This window comes from Sulfitobacter sp. 15WGC, assembly GCF_005068605.1.
Lineage (GTDB): Bacteria > Pseudomonadota > Alphaproteobacteria > Rhodobacterales > Rhodobacteraceae > Sulfitobacter > Sulfitobacter faviae.
The window spans coordinates 146825-165630 of record NZ_SZNL01000006.1 but is presented as its reverse complement, the minus strand read 5'-3'; the positions used below and the strand labels follow the sequence as shown (position 1 = coordinate 165630).

Sequence of the window (18806 nt, the reverse complement as noted above, 5' to 3'; positions counted from 1 at the left end):
GGCAGCCCCTAGCCGCGATGCTGGTGGATATAGCCGATCAGCCCTGCGGTGGAGCCGTCTTTCCCCTCGGCAGAGAGGTCGCCTTCGACCAGCGGTTGGAGGGATTTGGCCAGTTCCTTGCCCAGCTCCACACCCCATTGATCGAAAGAGTTGATGCCGAGGATCACCCCTTCGACGAAAACGCGATGCTCATAGAGCGCGATGATCTGGCCCAGCGTGAAGGGATCAAGCGTTTCATAGGCAAGTGTGGTCGAGGGCCGGTTGCCGGGGAAGACACGGTGGCGCGCTTGGCGTTCAAGCGCGTCGCCCGAAAGCCCCGCGTCGCGCATGATGGCGCGCGCTTCGTCCAAAGACCGTCCGCGCATCAGCGCCTCGGATTGGGCAAGGCAATTGGCAATCAGCAGATCGTGGTGATGCTGCAACTCCGGTTCATGCCCCTTGGCCGCCACCAGAAACTCGCAAGGGATCACCCGCGTGCCTTGGTGGATCAACTGATAGAAAGCGTGCTGCCCATTGGTGCCCGCCGCGCCCCAGACCACCGGGCCAGTGTGGCGTGGGCTGTCGGTGCCGTCCATCTGCACGCCTTTGCCGTTCGATTCCATCTCAAGCTGTTGCAGGTAGTCGGGCAGCATCTCAAGCCGTTGGTCATAGGGCAGCACCGCGCGGGTGGCATGGCCGCAGATTTGGTTGTGCCAGATGCCCACCAGCGCCAACAACATCGGCATGTTCTCCGCCGGATCAGCGGCGCAGAAATGGCGGTCCATCTCCTGCGCGCCGCGCAGGAAGCTGTCGAAAGCCTTGGGCCCAATGGCGATCATCAGCGAGAGCCCAATCGGCCCCCAGACGGAATAGCGCCCGCCGACCCAATCCTCGAAACCGAAGACGCGAGCCGGGTCGATCCCGAACTCGGCGGTCTTGTCATCCGCGGTGCTGAGCGCGGCGAATTGCGTCGCCGGATCGCCGCCATGGTCCTGCATCCACGCCCGCGCCGTGCGCGCATTGGTCATGGTCTCGATGGTGGTGAAAGTCTTGGAGGCCACGATCACCAGCGTTTTCTTGGCATCCAGCCCCCGCAGCGTATCCGCGATATGCGCGCCATCGACGTTCGAGACGAAGTGGCAACGCGGCCCATCGTGATAGGGCCTCAGCGCGCGGGTCGCCATGGCGGGGCCAAGGTCGGAGCCGCCGATGCCGATGTTGACCACATCCGTAATGTCGCCGCTGCGCACCTGATCGGCAAAGCTGCGCATCCGCGCCAGCGTGTCGCGGACCTGCGGCATGACATCTTCGCCCGCGACTTCTACCGGCCCGCCATCGAGATTGCGCAATGCGGTGTGCAACACCGCGCGGCCTTCGGTCTCATTGATCGGCGCGCCCACGAACATCGCATCACGCCGTTCGGTGACCTTGGCGTTTTCGACCAGTTGCAGCAGTGCCGCGCGGGTCTCGGTGTCGATATTCGTCTTGGCGTAGTCGAACAGCATATGCTGCGTGCGCAGCGAGAAGTCCTCGGCCCGGTTCGGGTCATCGAACAGTGCCGTGATCTTGCGGTCTGCCACGGCGCTTTGCCGCTCTTGAAGGTCTTGCCAAATGTTCATCATGCCGCCCAGTAAACCTCGATTTCATCCAGCACCGCTGCAATCGGCGCCTCTCCGGGGGAAAGCCCCTCAGCGCGCTCAAGCGCGGCGCGTTTCTCATCCCCGAAAATCACGAGATGTTTGTTCAGCGCCCCGTCGAGCACATGCGCCGGCAGCGTGACCCGCGCAGTGGGCTGGCCCTCGGGATAGACCGGGCACAAAAGCGGGGCATCGGCGGCCAAAGCGTCAGGCAAGCTCGGATCACCGGGGAAAAGCGAGGCGGTGTGCATGTCGTCGCCCATGCCAAGCAGCAGGACAGAGATCGGCACATGATCCGTCAGACTGGGGGCCACCACCTCTGCCCCCTCGCCCGGAGAAAGCCCGGGGCGGAAAAATGGGATGAACTGCGCCGCCGCGGCGCGGTCGTTCATCAGATGCTCGCGCACCAGACGCGCGTTCGACAGCGGGTCATCCACGTCCACCCAACGCTCATCGGTCAACATCACATCCACCCGGCTCCAATCCAGATCGGTCGCGCTGAGCATCTCAAAGATCGGGCCGGGGGTAGAGCCGCCCGGCACCGCGAAAGACACGCGGTCATTGCCCGAAAGCGCCGATTTCAACTTGCCCGCCAGTTTGTTGGCGACATTCATCACCAGCATTTCGCGGTCCGCATATTCGATGATGTTCATGGGGATACCTTTCGCCATTCACGGCCATCGCGCCGCATCATTTCTGTCGCATCCGTGGGCCCCGCCGAGCCGCTGTCATAGGGTTTGGGCACGTCGTGACGCGCCTCCCAGCCTTGGATGATCGGATCGGTCCAGGCCCAGGCGGCCTCGACCTCGTCGTCGCGCATGAACAATGTCTGGTTGCCCCGGATCACATCCATGATAAGCCGCTCATAGGCATCGACCTGATCGCCCCCATCGGGGCCAAGCGCTTCGGCAAAGGTCATGTCGAGCGGCACATCGACCAGACGCATGCCCCCCGGCCCCGGTTCCTTGATCGTCACGCCAAGAGTGATGCCCTCGTTCGGCTGCAAGCGGATCGACAGCACGTTGCGATGACGGCCAGCGTCTTCGGCAAAGATGGAATGCGGCGTGTCTTTGAAAACCACCGTGATCTCGCTCGACCGCGCCACCATGCGTTTGCCGGTGCGCAGATAGAACGGCGTGCCATGCCAACGCCAGTTGCTGATATGGGCCTTCAACGCCACGAAACTCTCGGTCCGCGAACGCGGGTTGCCGACGGCATCGCGGTAGCTGGGGGCATCTTCTTCATTGCCCTCCTCGGCCTCATACTGCCCGCGCACGAGGTGATGCGGCAGCACCGGATCGATCGCGCGGATCACTTTCAGCTTTTCATCGCGCACCGCATCAGGGTCGAAACGCGCGGGCGGCTCCATCGCGATCAGGCACAAGAGTTGCATCAAGTGGTTCTGCACCATGTCCCGCATCGCGCCGGATTTGTCGTAATACTCCCCACGGCCGCCGACGCCCACCGTCTCGGCCACGGTGATCTGGATGTGGTCGACGTATTGGCGGTTCCACAGCGGCTCGAACAGCATGTTGCCAAAGCGCACGGCCATGAGGTTCTGCACCGTCTCTTTGCCGAGATAGTGATCGATCCGGTAGATCTGCTGTTCTTTAAAATAGGTGGCCAGCGTCGCGTTGAGGGCGCGCGCACTCTCCAGATCGCGGCCAAAGGGTTTTTCCACGACAATGCGACATTCTTCGCCCGCCATGCCCCATTGCTGCAACCGTTCGGCCAGATCACCGAAAAGCCCCGGCGCGACAGAGAAGTAATAGACCTCGATCCGGTCCTTGCCGGACATCAGGTCCTGCAGCTCGGCCCAGCCGGTCTCTCCGCGTGCGTCGATGGCGACATAGTCAAGCTTGGCGAGAAAGGCGTCGAGGTTATCGCAGGCGTCTTTCCCGCCAAACTCTTCAATCGCTTCGGCCACCATCTCGCGGTAGCCTTTGGCGTCCATCTCGGTGCGCGCAGCCCCGATGATCCGCGCCTCTTCGGGCATTTGACCCGCACAATATCGCCGGTAAAGACCCGGCAAAATCTTGCGCCGGGCCAGATCGCCGGTGCCGCCAAAGATGACAAGATCGAAGGGGTCGACAGGGATAACACGCGAAACCATTGATTAATCCTTGTCCGGGCAGAATGGCAGAGTTAGCGCAAACATACTTATTTTTCCCTACATCACAAGACTGTGCGCCCCGGTGCTTGGACTTTTAGGGTGCGCCGCAATAGCTTACCACAACAGGAACACACGGGATCACGCAAGGAACAATCATGAAAGATATTGCGCAAGCAAACGAGGGCAAGTTCCAGAACCCGGCGGTCACCGCCAAGGGGGAACCCCGCGCCACCGTGGCCCTGCGCGGGGCGGAAACGCTTTGGTTCAACACAGGCACCCTGTGCAACATCGAATGCGTAAACTGCTATATCGCCTCCAGCCCCAAGAACGACGCGCTGGTCTATATCACCGCGGATGAGGTGCGCGACTATCTCGACCAGATCGAGCAGCGTAGCTGGCCGGTGCGCGAGATTGCCTTCACCGGCGGCGAGCCCTTCATGAACCCCCAGATGATCGAGATCACCGAAGCCTCGCTGGAGCGCGGTTACGAGGTGCTGATCCTGACCAACGCGATGCGCCCGATGATGCGTAAATCGGTGCAAAAGGGGCTGTTGCGGCTGCGCAATGCCTATCCCGGCAAGATGACCTTCCGCATCTCCGTCGACCATTATCGCCGCGACCTGCATGATGCGGAACGTGGGACAGGTGCCTTCGACAAAACCCTGACCGGCATGGAATGGCTCCGCGACAACGGCTTTCGCATGGCCGTGGCGGGGCGGTCGATCTTTGCCGACAGCGATGCCGACAGCCGCGCGGGCTATTCCGCCTTCTACGCCGAACACGGCTTTGACATCGACGCACAAGACCCCGCCATGACCGTCCTCTTCCCCGAGATGGACGAGGCGGTCGAGGTGCCCGAAATCACCACCGCCTGCTGGGGCATTTTGGACAAGTCCCCTGACGCGGTGATGTGCGCCTCCTCCCGGATGGTGGTCAAACGCAAGGGGGCCGAGAAGCCCGCCGTGCTGGCCTGCACGCTCTTGCCCTACGACCCTGAGTTTGAACTCGGGACCACATTGGCCGAGGCGGAGCGCGACGTGGCCCTGAACCACCCGCACTGCGCCAAATTCTGCGTTTTGGGCGGGGCAAGCTGTTCGGCCTGACGCCCCTGCCCAAGGGCTTATCGGCTCAATGTAGCGTGAACTCCCCCACTTGGTTTTGCCATTCGCCGGGGCCGATCAGCTTGCGATGGGTGAACCGGACCGAATGCAGCGGACCGTCCAACTCCGCGCGCCAGAATTCGACGAATTCGAACAGGCGCGGATGGTCCGGTGCGATGTCGTAATCCTGCCAGATATAACTGTTCAGCACATGGCTATAATCGGGCATGTGGTAAAAGAACTCTGCCGTGGTCAGCCCGTAACCTTTTAGCATCAATTCGGTTTCACTGCGGGGCATGTTGCGCCTCCCTTGCTGCCTCAGTAGAACAAGTTTGCGCGGTCAGAATTACTTTTCAATGAAAACAGTGTGTTGGCACTTCGCCCCAAGTGCTGCCAGTGCGTTTCGGCCACAGCCATTGCACCTGATATGCCCCGTCTGCTATAGAAAACCCCAAGATATAGAACCATAAAAATGGTGGGCAAGATACGTGACCGATACGCCGGATACCCCTGAAAACGCAGACGAAAAGCCCATCTTCCACGGGCCGTCGGTGACCATCGAACACGAGATGCGCACGTCCTATCTGGACTACGCGATGAGCGTGATCGTCAGCCGCGCGATTCCCGACCTGCGCGACGGTCTGAAACCGGTGCACCGCCGCATCCTCTACGCGATGCATGAGACCGGCAACACGCATGACAAACCCTACCGCAAATCCGCCCGTCCCGTGGGCGACGTGATGGGCCAGTACCACCCCCATGGCGACAGCGCGATTTACGACGCGCTTGTGCGGATGGCGCAGGATTTTTCCATGTCGCTGCCGCTTCTGGACGGTCAGGGCAACTTCGGCTCGATGGACGGCGATAACCCGGCGGCCATGCGCTATACCGAAGTGCGCATGGACAAGCCCGCCGCCTATCTTCTGGCCGATATCGACAAGGAAACCGTCGATTTTCAGGACAACTACGACGGCAAGCAGCAGGAACCGACCGTCCTGCCCGCACGCTTTCCGAACATGCTGGTCAACGGCGCGGGCGGTATCGCCGTCGGCATGGCGACGAACATCCCGCCGCATAATCTCGGCGAGGTGGTTGATGCCTGCCTCGCGCTGATCGACGATCCGGACCTGACATCGGAACAGCTCATCGAATACGTCCCCGGCCCCGACTTTCCCACTGGCGGCATCATGCTGGGCCGCTCCGGCGCGCGCAAAGCCTACCTTGAGGGCCGTGGCAGCGTGGTGATCCGCGCCAAGACCCGGGTCGAGGAAATCCGCAAAGACCGCTGGGCCATCGTCATCGACGAGATCCCCTATCAGGTCAACAAAGCCACGATGATCGAAAAGATCGCCGAACAGGTCCGCGAAAAGAAGATCGAGGGCATCGCCCACGTTCAGGATGAGAGCGACCGCAACGGCGTGCGTGTGGTGATCGAACTCAAACGCGACGCCACCGCAGAAGTGGTGATGAACCAGCTTTACCGCTTCACCCCGATGCAGACATACTTCGGCTGCAACATGTTGGCGCTGAACGGCGGCCGGCCTGAGCAGCTTACTTTGCGCAAATTCCTGAGCTACTTCATCGACTTCCGCGAAGATGTCGTGGCGCGCCGCACGGCCTACCTTTTGCGCAAGGCGCGCGAGCGCAGCCATATCCTTTGTGGTCTCGCGGTCGCAGTCACCAATATCGACGAAGTCGTCGCCACCATCCGCTCCTCCGCCGACGCCGCCGAGGCGCGCGAGAAGCTGATGACCCGCCGCTGGCCCGCCGAGGACATCCTGCCCTATATCGCGCTCATCGACGACCCGACCCATACGGCGAACGAAGACGGCACCTACAACCTCTCCGAAGCTCAGGCCCGCGCCATTCTGGAACTGCGTCTGCAGCGCCTCACCCAGATTGGCGTTAAGGAAGTGACCGACGAGCTGGAAGAGCTGGCGGGTAAGATCAAAGAATACCTTGAGATTCTGGGCAGCCGCGAGCGCATCCTCGGCATCATCTCGGAGGAGTTGCGCGAGGTGCGCGAGCAATTCGCCGTGCCGCGCCGGACCGAGATCGTCGACTGGTCGGGCGACATGGAAGACGAAGACCTGATCGCCCGCGAGGAAATGGTCGTGACCGTGACCTCCGGCGGCTACATCAAGCGCACGCCTCTGGCCGATTTCCGCGCGCAGCGCCGCGGCGGCAAGGGTGTCTCGGGCATGCAGACCAAGGAGGAGGATGTCGTCACCAACCTCTTCGTCGCCAACACCCATACGCAGCTTTTGTTCTTCACCACCGACGGGATGGTCTACAAGCTGAAGACATGGCGCCTGCCGCAGGGCGCACGCACCGCCAAGGGCAAGGCCATCGTAAATATCCTGCCTATTCCGACCGGCGTCTCCATCGCCGCGATCATGCCCGTGGACCGGGATGAGAAGGAATGGGACGACCTGCAGGTGATCTTCGCCACCTCTGCCGGGACCGTGCGGCGCAATAAGCTGTCGGATTTCACCAATGTGAAGGCCAACGGCAAGATCGCCATGAAGTTCGAAGGCGAGCATGAGGGCACCACGCTGATCAACGCGCGCATCGCCTCGAACGACGATGACGTGATGCTGGTCACCGACGCGGGCCGCGCAATCCGCTTCCCGGCGACCGATGTGCGGGTGTTCAACTCGCGCAACTCCGTAGGCGTCCGCGGCATCCGTCTGGGCGAAGGCGACAACCTCGTCTCCATGTCCGTGATCCGGCACTTTGAGGCAAGTTCGGAAGAGCGTGTCGCCTATCTCAAACAGCGCCGTCTGATGGCGGGGCTGACCGACGATGACAGCAGCGATGACGAGGAGGAGCAGGTTCAAGCTGGCCAGCTCAGCACCGAACGCTATGCCGAAATGTCCGCCGCCGAGGATCTCATCCTGACGATCACCGCCAAGGGCGCGGGCAAGGTTTCCTCGGCTCATGACTACCCGGTGCGGGGCCGCGGCGGCATGGGCGTGACCGCTTGGACCAAGGCCATGGCCCACGGCCCCATCGTCGCCTGCTTCCCGGTGGAAATGTCCGATCAGGTGATGCTGGCGACCTCCAAGGGCCAGTCGATCCGCGTGCCGGTAGAAGGCATCTCATTCCGCTCGCGCAGCGCTGGTGGTGTGAAAGTGTTCAGCACCGGCAAGAACGAGGAAGTCGTCAGCGTGGCCTGGATCGCCGATCAGGGCAACGAAGAGGATGAAGCCGAGGGTGACAGCGCCGCCGAGTGATCGGCGGCCATCCCGCCCCATGCATATGCTGTGGGGCGGGGGATTACTTTGAAACATCTCTGCACACCAAAAAAAATCCCCCACGCCATCAGCGCGGGGGATTTTCCAATCTTAAACTTCCGTCAGGAAATTAATTGGTAGTAGTAGTTGTCGTGGAGGAGGACGACCCGGCTGCAATCGCAATCAGAACCAGAGCTGCACCTGCAGCGGCTGCGCCGCCACCCAGGCCAGCGCCTGCTTCGAACAGACCAGCGCCGGAGGCCGGTGTGCAGACGCGTGCCAAGTTGCCGTCAACTGTGACCGGATCGGGCTTGCAGTTATAGATCACGCCATTGGCGCCCTGTACCTGAAGCGAATAAACTGCATCGTCAGACGCACCAAGCACAGCTGCTTGAGTAGTCGTCTGAGCAAAAGCAGCACCCGAAAGAGCGATAGTCGCCGCTACCGTTGCAAGAATTTTCATGTCTAGGTACTCCTGTATCTCGTCAAAATTTTTAACTCACTGCACCATCGCATATAATCTTAGCCAGCGCAAAGGCGAAATGTTAAGCTAGAGTTAAGAATTATACTGATGCCCGCTGTCTAAGCAACATCCTAGAAACCAGTTTGTTCCCCATCTTAGATGCTTAAATTCCATACAGTTCCGTGAACTTGTTTTCTAGGTAGGTCAGCAACGGTGCCTCGGTCGGCGGCTTTCCGCAAGCGCGGGTGATTACCTTACGCGGCTCGTAAAGTCCGCCATGCTTTTGCACGTTTTCACGCAGCCAACCTGTGGCTGCGCTCGTGTCCCCTCTCGCCAAAGCCTCGTCAAGTTCGGGTACGGCCTCCCGCAAAGCCTCGTGAAGGCATCCCGCATAGACGTTGCCGAGGCTATAGGTCGGGAAATAGCCCAGAAGCCCGACCGACCAATGCACGTCCTGCAAGACACCGTTTGACGGGCGGTCGACGGGATAGCCGAAGTCAGCCTCGAAGCGATCGTTCCACGCCGCTTCCAACCCGTCGACCTGAAGGTCGCCCGACATCAGCGCCCGTTCAAGATCGAAACGTAACAGAACATGAAGATTGTACTGAAGCTCATCCGCCTCGGTCCGAATGAAACCATCGGACACGCGGTTGACGATCCGGTAGAAGGTCTCGGCATCCGGTACGCCGAAATCGCCATAGACCGCCGTCATCTCACCAAAGAGCCACCCGGTGAAGGCGCGGCTGCGGCCAATTTGGTTTTCGTAGATGCGGCTTTGGCTTTCATGCACCCCCATCGACACGCCCCGGCCCAAAGGCGTCAGCAGATAGGCGCTGTCAATCCCTTGCTCATAGGCCGCATGGCCCACCTCATGCACGGTGGAATAAAAGCAATTGAACGGGTCGAGGCCATTGGTTCGCGTGGTGATCCGCACGTCCAGCCCCGATCCGGAGGAGAAGGGATGCACCGCCTTGTCGATGCGCCCGGTGGCCAGATCATAGCCAAAGCGCCGCGCCAGTTTGGCGGTGAGGGTCATCTGCGCCGCTTCATCAAAGACACCCTCCAACACCGGCGGCGCTTCGGCTTCGCGGACGGCGGCGCGCAGTTCGGAGAGTTTTGGCCGCAGCGCGCCAAACATGGCTTCGAGGTCCGCCGCCGTGGTGCCGGGCTCGTAATCCTCTAGCATGGCGTCGTAGATCCCGATCCCGCGCCCTTCGGCCAGCGCGGCCCCCTCTTCGCGTTTGAGGGCGATCACTTCTTTCAGAGTGGGGGCGAAGGCCGCGAAGTCATCGGCGGCGCGGGCCTCGGCCCAAGTGCCTTGGGCGGCGGAGGTGACGCGGGCGATACGCGCCGCCAGATCGGCGGGAACGCGGGTGGCGCGGTCAAAGTCGCGCTTGATGTGGCGCAGGTTCGCCTGCCCGACCGCGTCCAACGCAGCGGGCTCGATCTGGGCCAGCCAATCAGCGATGCGCGGGTCAATGCGGCGGGCGTGCAGAACGCTTTCCATCGCCGCCATTTCCTCGGCCCGCTGCGGGGCCGCGCCCCGAGGCATGACCGTTTCCTGATCCCAGCCTAAACGGCCTGCGACCTGCGCCAGCGCCTCGGTGTCGCGCTGAAAAGCCATCAAATCATCATATGCAGTCATGTCTCAGCCTCTCAGCGATGTGGCGACGGGATAGGCCGCGAGGAAGCGCGCGCGCAGGATCAGCACCCAAAGCAGCACGGCCAGCGCCTGATGCGCGAGCGCCAGATGCACGGGCGCGGCATAGAGAACGGTGGTGATGCCCAGAACCACTTGCAAAGATAGCGCCGCCATCACGGCGTTGAAAGCAAAGCGCGTCCGGGCATGGGCCGAGCGGCGACCGCGCAGCCAGACGACCACCCCGAAAGCGAAAAGCAGATAGCCCGCCATCCGGTGCATGAATTGCACCAACCCCGGGTTCTCAAAGAAATTCCGCCACGTCGGCGTGATGTCGAATGCCTCGGGCGGGAAGAACTGCCCCTGCATCAGCGGCCAGTCGACGAAGTAGCGACCCGCGTCAATCCCTGCGACCAAGGCGCCCAACAGGATCTGCAATGCGGCAAAATGCAACAGACCCGTTGCCATGCCGAATTGCTTGGCCTCCTTAGCCCGGCGGGCCTGAATCAGATCGCGTTCGCTGCGGCCCAGCAAGAGCACATACCAAGTGATGAAGCCGAGGATGACAAAGGCCAGCCCCAAATGCGTCGCCAAACGGTAGGAGGCCACATCCGTCACCCCCTGCCCGCTGGTCACGCCCGAGGCGACCATCCACCAGCCAATCGCCCCCTGCGCGCCGCCCAAAGCGCCGATAAAAAGCAGCCGTTTGGTCCAGCCGACAGGGATTTGGCGGCGCAGGAAGAAGTAGAGAAAGCCCAAGACCCAGACGAGGCCGATCACCCGGCCAAGCTGCCGATGCCCCCATTCCCACCAGTAGATGCTTTTGAAATCAGAGAGTTCCATCCAAGAGTTCTGGACCTGAAACTCGTCGATCTGCTTGTATTTCTCGAATTCAGACTGCCAATCGGCCTCGTTCATCGGCGGCAAGGCACCGGTCACCGGGCGCCATTCCGTGATGCTGAGACCGGAGTCAGTGAGCCGCGTCAGCCCGCCCACGGCGATCATGACAAAGACCAGCGCAAAGAGGATCATCAGCCAGACCCGGATCGGCCCGCGCGCGCCGCCCCGGCCCTTGTCGATCGTGCCGGTTTGCACCGGCGCACGGCTGGGTTGGTCGGTCCCGACCTCTTCGAACAGTTTGCGTTTCTCCGCCATGGCGCGCCTCTTTTTCCGTTTGGATAGAGTGGTATGACATGGGCAGAGAAAGGTCTAGCGGGGTGGGGTCGCCAGACAGGTGAGGGCCATCGCCTGCCCGGGGGTGGCGATCCGACGGGGCCGTCATGCCACTTTATGGCTCAGCGATGGTGCAACATGCGTAAGGTGTTGCATTGCTTTGCAAAATCGCCTCCCCGTGGGGCGGGCAGGCGATGGCCCGGCGCCTGCGGCTTGATTCCGGGCCGGGCTTTGGCTCAGCCCTTCTCCTTCCAGCGGACCATTTGCCGCAGGATGCCATGCAACATCTGCACATCCGCCCGCGTCAGCGGCATCCGCGACCACATGTTGCGAAGGTTGAGCTTCATCGAGGCAACCTTATGCTCGGGGAAGAAGAACCCGGCCTCAGTCAACTGCTCCTCATAATGCCGCGCCAGATGGTCAACCTCGGCGCCCTTGGCCCAATCGGTGCCCGCCATCTCGACCACCTCATGGGTCACGTCACCCTGCGCCCGCATCCATTCGTAAGACATCAACAGCACGCATTGCGCGAGGTTGAGAGAGGCGAACTTTGGGTTCACCGGGACCGAGACGATGGCATTGGCCTGCGCGATATCCTCATTCTCAAGCCCTGCCCGCTCGGGTCCGAACAGCACCGCAACCCGTTGGCCCGCCGCGATTTTCTCCGCCGCCAACCGCATCGCAGCCTCAGGGCTGTAGACCGGTTTCGTCAGATCGCGACTGCGCGCCGTGGTGGCAAAGGTGAAATCGCAATCGCCAAGCGCTTCGGGCAGATCGGCGCAATGCTGTGCCTCGTCCAACAGCCGCCCCGCCCCCGAGGCCATGGCCACGGCGGATTGGCTCGGCCAGCCGTCGCGCGGGGCCACGACCCGCATGTGATCGAGGCCAAAATTCCACATCGCGCGCGCCGCGGCGCCGATGTTCTCGCCCATCTGGGGGCGGACAAGCACGATGGCCGGGATCGGCGCGGGCTGAACGGGGGAGGAGGATGTCTCTGTCATGCGCGCCTCATAGCCCCTGCGCCGCAGCACCGCAAGAAAGCCCGCGCGACACACGCATATCCGTTTTCTTTTGCAACGCCCTGCGCTAGTCAGGCTCCCAGACCCGATTAAGGACAGTGACCATGGACGCGCCAGAACAGCCGCAGATTTACCTTATCACCCCGCCCGAAGTTGAGCTGAGCCAATTCCCCGCGCAACTCGCCGCCGTGCTCGACGCCCATCCGGTGGCCTGTGTGCGCATGGCGCTTTCGACCCGGGATGAAGACCGCCTCGCCCGCGCCGGTGACGCGCTGCGCGAAGTGACCCATGCGCGCGACGTGGCCTTGGTGATCTCGGATCATCTGCTGCTGGTCGAAAAGCTTGGCCTTGACGGTGTACACCTTAGCGATGCCGCTCGCACCGTGCGCCATGCCCGCAAAGAACTGGGCGAAGATGCCATCGTCGGCGCCTTCTGCGGCACATCGCGGCATGAGGGGATGGCGGCTGGCGAAGCCGGAGCGGACTACATCAGCTTCGGCCCGACCCAAGCCAGCGCCCTTGGCGATGGAAGCTTTGCCGAGGCCGATCTGTTTCAGTGGTGGTCCGAAGTCATCGAAGTGCCCGTCGTCGCCGAAGGCGCGCTCGACATCAACATGATCCGCGACCTCGCCCCTCGGACCGACTTTTTCGGCATCGGGACCGAGATTTGGGACAAAGACGATCCGGTGGCCGAACTCGCCACTCTGATCGCCGCCATGCAGGGCTAAGCGGCCCCTAGGGCAGCCCGGTTAAGGGCTGCCCGCTTGCTTACAGAAACACCCGTTCGATGAACCAATAGGCCCCGACCGCCGCGATGACGCAGGAGGCAGGGACCGCGATGGCGCGGCGGTACCAGTCGCGATTCATCGCCCAGCCGACCAAAACGAAGGCGATGGCGATTACTGCCAGCTGGCCCAGTTCCACCCCGATGTTGAAGCCGATGAGCGCAGGCACAAATTGCCCCGCAGGTAGGCCAAAATCTCCCAGCACCGAGGCGAAGCCAAGCCCGTGCAACAGCCCAAAGCCAAAGATCACCAAAGGCCGCCAGCGGTTCAGGGCGGAGTGAAAGATATTCTCGACCGCGACATAGGTGATCGACGCGGCGATCAGCGGCTCGACGATGGCCCCCGGCACGTTGACCCAGCCCAAGGCGCCAAGCGCCAGCGTGACCGTATGGGCCAGCGTGAAGGCGGTGATCTGCCAGATCAAAGGCCGTAGGCGGGTCGACAGAAAGAATAGGCCCAAGACAAAGAGGATGTGGTCCAGCCCTTTCGGCAGGATGTGATCGAACCCGACCGGGATGTAGCTGACGAAAGCCTGCCAGCCGCTTTCAGCATCACCGCCCCCAAGGGCGATTTCGGGGCTGGTCTCACCGCCCGACAGATATCCGGTATAGGGCGCCTCCACCCCTTGCTGGCGCAGCACCAGCGCGCCCGCGCCATCCGTCCACGTCACCTGTACCTCTTCGGCGCCCATAGGCACCGCGCCCTCCAGCCGCCACTGGCTGTCGCGCGGTAGTTCGGCGGCAACCCCATCGGGCACCTCGAGTGTCACACTCTCCAACGGCACGGCGGCGCCATCGACGCTGAGCAGCGGCAGGCTGTTCCACTTCGGCAAAAGCTCAGGCGCGCGGTCGGCGATGCGCGCGGCGGGCAGGCTGCGCAGCGCATCGTAATCGCTCGCATTCTCGGCATTGTCGGTGTCTTCGACGGTATCGAGGTCGATGCCCGCCAAGAGCGCTTCAAGGTTGACCTCCAGCGCCAGCACCGCCCGCCCGTCGGCCACGGTCAGATCCGCGATCGTTGGTTTGACCTCATGCGCCTGTGCACCCGCGCCCGCCGAAAGCAGCACCGCGCTTGACAACAGCCACAGCAACGCCAGCTTGGATCTTAACAAAATGAAAGTTCTCTTCATGAAACTGTCCCAGTTGTCCGCTATTATTTTCAGTATCTTATCGGCAGTGCCTGCCTTTGCACATGAATACTGGCTGTCGCCGGTGAACTATCAAGTGGAAAGCGGTGAAAAGATCGCGGCGCATTTTCGCAATGGTGAGGAATTTACCGGCGCGGCCTTTCCCTATCTGCCCAACCGGCTGACGCGTTTTGAGGTCAAAATCGGCGGGAAAGAGGTCCCGCTATCGCCGCGCGCGGGCGACAGCCCTGCCCTGAGCCTCCCCGCGCCCGAGGGTGACGCGCTGGTGGTGGCGGTGGCCGAAACGACGCCTTCCAAAGTCACCTATGAGGACTTCGACAAGTTCCTCCGGTTCGCCGCGCATAAGGACTTCCCTAAGGCTGAGAGCGATCACCGCGCGAACGGCTGGTCGACCGAGAAGGTCGTCGAAAGCTACACCCGCCACGTCAAAACCCTGATCGCCCTCGGCGCGGGCACGGGGCAGGATGCGCCCACCGGCATGGCGACGGAGTTCGTGGCGCTGGCGAATCCCTATGCCGTAGATTTCGCGGGTGAGATGAAGGTGGCACTCCTCTATCAAGGCACCCCTCGCGCCAACGCGCAGATCGAAGTGTTCGACCGCGCGCCGGATGACAGCGTGACCATCACCCTCCACCGCACCGATGCGGCGGGCGAAGCACTGATTCCGGTCACGGCCGGCCATGAATACCTCTTTGACGCGGTGGTGCTGCGCCCGGCGGCAGAGGCGCAGGCGAGCGCGGGCTACGACCCCGATCAACCGGTCTGGGAAACGCTCTGGGCGGCGCTGACATTCGCGGTGCCACAATAACGCCGCTTGCGCGTGGGGAGATTTGGCGGCTAGAAGCGCCGCATGACCAAGACAGCTGACATCCTTTGCATCGGCTCCGTCCTTTGGGACGTGATCGGCCGTTCTGAAAACGCCATGCGCCAAGGCTCTGACATGCCGGGGCGGATCACCCGCCTGCCCGGCGGCGTGGCCCTGAACATCGGCATGGCGCTGGCGCGCTTTGGGCTGACGCCGGCGCTGCTTTCCGCCGTGGGGCGCGATGCCGAAGGGGATGAGTTGATCGCCGCCTGCGCCCTGCGCGGGCTGATCACCGATCACGTCTACCGCTCGGACGATTTGCCGACCGACCGTTACATGGCCGTCGAAGGGTCCAACGGGTTGATCGCCGCGATTGCCGATGCCCATTCGCTGGAGGCTGCGGGCGACAAGATCCTGCGCCCGCTGGAGGATGGCAGCCTGCCCAGCCCCTACGAAGGGGCCGTGGCGCTTGATGGCAACCTGACCGTCGAACTGCTGGCCCGGATGGCGCAAAGCCCGCTGTTGGCAAAGGCCGACCTGCGCGTCGCGCCCGCCTCTCCCGGCAAGGCGCTGCGGCTCACGCCCTTCCTCAAGGCCGGGCGCGGCACGCTTTACGTGAACCTCGAAGAAGCCGGGCTGCTCTGCCAGTCGAGCTTTGACGATTCCCCAACCGCCGCCCGCGCCCTGCTGGCCCGTGGCGCACGCCGTGCCGTGGTGACCGACGGCGGCAACCCCGCCACCGTGGGCCAAGGCGACGAGATCATCACCCTCACCCCGCCGCAGGTGCATGTCGCCCGGGTCACGGGTGCAGGCGATACATTCATGGCGGCCCATGTGGCCGCTGAACTTGGCGGTGCCGTTGCGCAATCCGCCCTCAAGGCAGCACTCGATGCCGCCGCCCTTTACGTTTCCGGAGAGACCAAGATATGACCACCGCCACATCCGCCCTGCCCCTGACCTTCAGCGCCGAGGTGGCCAAGGCCCGCGAGAACGCCGCGCCGATCGTGGCCTTGGAAAGCACCATCATCACCCATGGCATGCCCTATCCGCAAAACCTCGAAGTGGCGCGGCAGGTTGAGCAGGACATTCGCGACGCAGGCGCCGTGCCCGCCACCATCGCCGTGATCCGTGGCGCGCTGCACATTGGTCTAGACGATGACCAGCTGAGCGATCTGGCCCAAGCCAAAGACGTGGCCAAACTGTCGCGCGCCGATATGGCCGTCTGCATCGCCTCGGGCGGCACAGGTGCCACCACCGTCGCCGCCACCATGATCGCCGCCAATCTTGCGGGCATCGAAGTCTTCGCCACCGGCGGCATCGGCGGCGTGCATAAGGGCGCGGAAGAGAGCTTTGACATCTCCGCCGATCTCATGGAACTGGCCCAAACCCCCGTCACCGTTATCGCGGCGGGCGCCAAGGCGATCCTCGACGTACCGAAGACGCTGGAAGTGCTGGAAACCCAAGGCGTGCCGGTCATCACCGTAGGCCAAGACAGCTTCCCCGCCTTCTGGAGCGCAGGGTCGGACCTGCAATCGCCGCTGCGCCTTGATGATGCCGCTGCCCTTGCCAAAGCCCACCGCACCCGCGCCGCCATGGGCCTGCCCGGCGGCCAGTTGGTGGCCAACCCGATCCCCGCGGCAGAGGAAATCCCCGCCGCCGAACTCGCCCCAATCATCGCGCAGGCCCAGTCCGAGGCCGATGCTCAAGGGGTCCACGGCAAGGGCGTGACCCCCTTCTTGTTGCAACGCATCTTCGAGCTGACCGAGGGCCGTTCGCTGACCGCCAATATCGCACTGGTGCGCAACAATGCCCGGCTGGGGGCCAAGATCGCCGCAAACCTCGTCAACCTGCCGCGTTAAAGGCGAAAAACACCGCGGAGCCATTGCCGGGCCGGGGCATACGCCTTAGCTATGTTGCGATTAACTCTTCGGAAAACGGCGCAGATGAACACACCTTTTGATCCCGACCCAACGCAGGTTCGGCGCAGCCTTGTCGCAAGGCTGCGCGCGTCTTTCCTGACCGGTCTGGTCGTGATTGCGCCTGTCGGGCTGACCATCTGGCTGATCTGGAGCGTGGTCGGTTGGATCGACGGTTTCGTGCTGCCATTGGTGCCCAAAGCCTACCATCCCGACCGGCTGCTCCAAGATTTCTTGGGTCTCGACCCGTCGATGCAGTTCAACGTGCGTGGCCTTGGGGTGGTGATCTTTCTGATCTTCACCGTCATGGTGGGCTGGGCCGCGAAAGGGCTGATTGGCCGTTCGATGATCCGCTTCGCCGAAAGTCTGGTGGAACGCACCCCCGTCGTGCGGACGATCTATTCCGGCATCAAACAGATTTCCGAGACGATCTTCGCCCAGTCCGAGCGGAGCTTTGAGACCGCCTGCCTGATCGAATACCCCCGGCGCGGCATCTGGGCGCTTGGTTTCATCTCGACCGAGGCGAAGGGAGAGGTCTTGGCCCGTACCAACGCGGGCGGCGAGATGCTCTCGGTCTTTCTGCCCACCACGCCGAACCCAACCTCTGGCTTCTTACTGTTCCTGCCGCGGGAGGATGTGATCGAACTCGACATGAGCGTCGAAGACGCGGCGAAGCTGGTGATCTCTGCCGGGCTGGTCTATCCGCCGCGCCCCGGTGCCGATCTGCCCGAGGCGCTGGCGCTGTCGGACCCTGAAAACTCAGCCGAACATCGCGGGTAGATCGACGCTGCTGCGCTGGTTCAGATCGTCGAAGTGCTCCTCTAGAAACCGATCCGCCGCCGCCACGCCTGCCTCATGCAGCGCCCGGATCACCGCCGGGTTGGGCATCAGTTTCGTCGCCACCGACAGCTGCGCCATCAGCGCGTCGTCGGCGATCATATGCATGTGCACCCGCTTCATCCGCCCCTCCGGCAGGGTGCCATCCGCAATCAGCCGCTGAACGAAGTCAATCGCCCGCATCTCGCGCAAGAGGCTGGAATTAAAGCTGATCTCATTGATGCGGTTCTGGATTTGCTGCGGTGTGACCGGCAGGTCTTCGCGGTCGAGCGGGTTGATGTTCACCACCACGATATCTTCGGGCAGGTCATCGCGGAACAGCGGAAACAGCGCCGGATTGCCGGTATAGCCGCCGTCCCAAAACGCTTCGCGCTGGCCGGTCTGGGCATCGTCAATCTCAACCGCCTTAAAGATCGTCGGCAGACAGGCTGAGGCGAGCAAGGCATCAGGCCCGATCTCGTCCCCCTCAAACACCCTGATCTTGCCGTTGCGCACCCGTGTGGCGCAGACGAAAAAGAACGGCGGCTTATGCGCGCCCACTTTGCCATAGTCGAACCGCGCCACGACATCTTCGAGCGGGTTGCGATAGAACGGGCCGTAAGCATAGGGTGACACGACCCGCGTCAGCGAATCCGAGATTGCCATGGGCAGCGAATATTCCATCGCCTGACTGAGCTTGTCCAAACCGAAAGGCGCCAGCCAATGGGACAGCCGCAGGTCCGAAATGCCAGAGACCTGCGCCCAAAGCCAATCAAGGTTCTCCCGGGCGCCCTCGCGACCGCCCGAGATCATCCCCGATTTCAATGCCGCCCCGTTCAGCGCCCCCGCCGAGGTGCCCGAGATCCCGCAGATATCCAGATCGTCCTGCTGCAACAGCCGGTCAAGCACCCCCCAAGTGAAAGCGCCATGGGCGCCGCCGCCTTGGAGGGCGAGGTTGATGCGTTTCTTGACCGCCAC

The 18806-nt window shown here is 62.6% G+C and carries 17 protein-coding genes; 7 read left to right on the top strand and 10 right to left on the bottom strand.

Annotation, left to right across the window (positions count from 1 at the left end; genetic code table 11):
• Positions 1-8: 8 nt before the first annotated feature.
• The 3 genes from pgi to zwf are packed head-to-tail and all read right to left on the bottom strand — an operon-like array spanning position 9 to position 3729.
• Entirely contained in the window at positions 9-1598 is a 1590-nt protein-coding gene (gene pgi / locus FCK22_RS07190; RefSeq protein WP_067262070.1) for a glucose-6-phosphate isomerase, read from the bottom strand.
• Positions 1598-2269, bottom strand: coding sequence for a 6-phosphogluconolactonase (gene pgl, locus FCK22_RS07185; protein WP_067262031.1), 672 nt, complete (start codon positions 2267-2269; stop codon positions 1598-1600). The genes pgi and pgl overlap by 1 nt, the downstream gene beginning before the upstream one ends.
• Positions 2266-3729 carry a glucose-6-phosphate dehydrogenase gene (gene zwf, locus FCK22_RS07180; RefSeq protein ID WP_067262033.1) on the bottom strand — a complete coding sequence of 488 codons (1464 nt, stop codon included), beginning with the start codon at positions 3727-3729 and terminating at the stop codon, positions 2266-2268. The genes pgl and zwf overlap by 4 nt, the downstream gene beginning before the upstream one ends.
• Before the next feature lie 155 nt (positions 3730-3884).
• On the opposite strand from zwf, the gene FCK22_RS07175 reads away from it, so the two are divergent.
• Positions 3885-4832 carry a radical SAM protein gene (locus tag FCK22_RS07175; RefSeq protein ID WP_067262035.1) on the top strand — a complete coding sequence of 316 codons (948 nt, stop codon included), beginning with the start codon at positions 3885-3887 and terminating at the stop codon, positions 4830-4832.
• Between the two features lie 25 nt (positions 4833-4857).
• Here the strand turns inward: FCK22_RS07175 and FCK22_RS07170 are convergent, their stop codons facing one another.
• The gene (locus tag FCK22_RS07170) at positions 4858-5127 is read right to left on the bottom strand and encodes an usg protein (RefSeq protein ID WP_067262037.1); all 270 of its coding nucleotides are present in this window, start codon (positions 5125-5127) and stop codon (positions 4858-4860) included.
• 190 nt (positions 5128-5317) lie between these two features.
• Here FCK22_RS07170 and gyrA point away from each other — a divergent pair, with 190 nt between their 5' ends.
• Positions 5318-8065, top strand: a complete 2748-nt coding sequence (gene gyrA / locus FCK22_RS07165; protein WP_067262039.1) for a DNA gyrase subunit A — start codon at positions 5318-5320, stop codon at positions 8063-8065.
• Positions 8066-8195: 130 nt separating this feature from the next.
• Here gyrA and FCK22_RS07160 read toward each other — a convergent pair whose 3' ends face one another.
• From FCK22_RS07160 to FCK22_RS07145, 4 genes are all read right to left on the bottom strand, one after another.
• Positions 8196-8528, bottom strand: a complete 333-nt coding sequence (locus FCK22_RS07160; RefSeq protein WP_136720316.1) for a hypothetical protein — start codon at positions 8526-8528, stop codon at positions 8196-8198.
• 163 nt (positions 8529-8691) lie between these two features.
• A complete protein-coding gene (locus FCK22_RS07155; protein WP_067262041.1) occupies positions 8692-10173 on the bottom strand; it encodes a carboxypeptidase M32 in 1482 nt (493 codons plus the stop codon).
• Between the two features lie 3 nt (positions 10174-10176).
• Entirely contained in the window at positions 10177-11322 is a 1146-nt protein-coding gene (gene ctaA, locus FCK22_RS07150; RefSeq protein WP_067262043.1) for a heme A synthase, read from the bottom strand.
• Positions 11323-11576: 254 nt separating this feature from the next.
• Positions 11577-12341 (bottom strand): RNA methyltransferase, encoded by a 765-nt coding sequence (locus FCK22_RS07145; protein ID WP_067262071.1) that lies wholly within the window; start codon positions 12339-12341, stop codon positions 11577-11579.
• 122 nt (positions 12342-12463) lie between these two features.
• On the opposite strand from FCK22_RS07145, the gene FCK22_RS07140 reads away from it, so the two are divergent.
• Positions 12464-13087, top strand: coding sequence for a thiamine phosphate synthase (locus FCK22_RS07140; RefSeq protein WP_067262045.1), 624 nt, complete (start codon positions 12464-12466; stop codon positions 13085-13087).
• A gap of 40 nt (positions 13088-13127) precedes the next feature.
• Here FCK22_RS07140 and FCK22_RS07135 read toward each other — a convergent pair whose 3' ends face one another.
• Positions 13128-14273: a HupE/UreJ family protein gene (locus tag FCK22_RS07135; RefSeq protein ID WP_067262047.1), complete on the bottom strand. Its 1146-nt coding sequence runs from the start codon at positions 14271-14273 to the stop codon at positions 13128-13130.
• Here FCK22_RS07135 and FCK22_RS07130 point away from each other — a divergent pair.
• The 4 genes from FCK22_RS07130 (at position 14272) to FCK22_RS07115 (ending at position 17792) form a co-directional block, all read left to right on the top strand.
• Positions 14272-15099 (top strand): DUF4198 domain-containing protein, encoded by an 828-nt coding sequence (locus tag FCK22_RS07130; RefSeq protein WP_067262049.1) that lies wholly within the window; start codon positions 14272-14274, stop codon positions 15097-15099. The two genes, FCK22_RS07135 and FCK22_RS07130, sit on opposite strands and share 2 nt — an antisense overlap.
• Positions 15100-15141: 42 nt before the next feature.
• Entirely contained in the window at positions 15142-16026 is an 885-nt protein-coding gene (locus tag FCK22_RS07125) for a PfkB family carbohydrate kinase (protein ID WP_067262050.1), read from the top strand.
• Positions 16023-16955 carry a pseudouridine-5'-phosphate glycosidase gene (locus FCK22_RS07120; RefSeq protein WP_067262052.1) on the top strand — a complete coding sequence of 311 codons (933 nt, stop codon included), beginning with the start codon at positions 16023-16025 and terminating at the stop codon, positions 16953-16955. Before FCK22_RS07125 ends, FCK22_RS07120 begins: the two co-directional genes overlap by 4 nt.
• An 84-nt stretch (positions 16956-17039) precedes the next feature.
• Positions 17040-17792, top strand: coding sequence for a DUF502 domain-containing protein (locus tag FCK22_RS07115; RefSeq protein ID WP_067262054.1), 753 nt, complete (start codon positions 17040-17042; stop codon positions 17790-17792).
• Here the strand turns inward: FCK22_RS07115 and FCK22_RS07110 are convergent.
• Positions 17772-18806, bottom strand: a complete 1035-nt coding sequence (locus FCK22_RS07110; RefSeq protein WP_067262055.1) for a patatin-like phospholipase family protein — start codon at positions 18804-18806, stop codon at positions 17772-17774. The genes FCK22_RS07115 and FCK22_RS07110 overlap by 21 nt on opposite strands.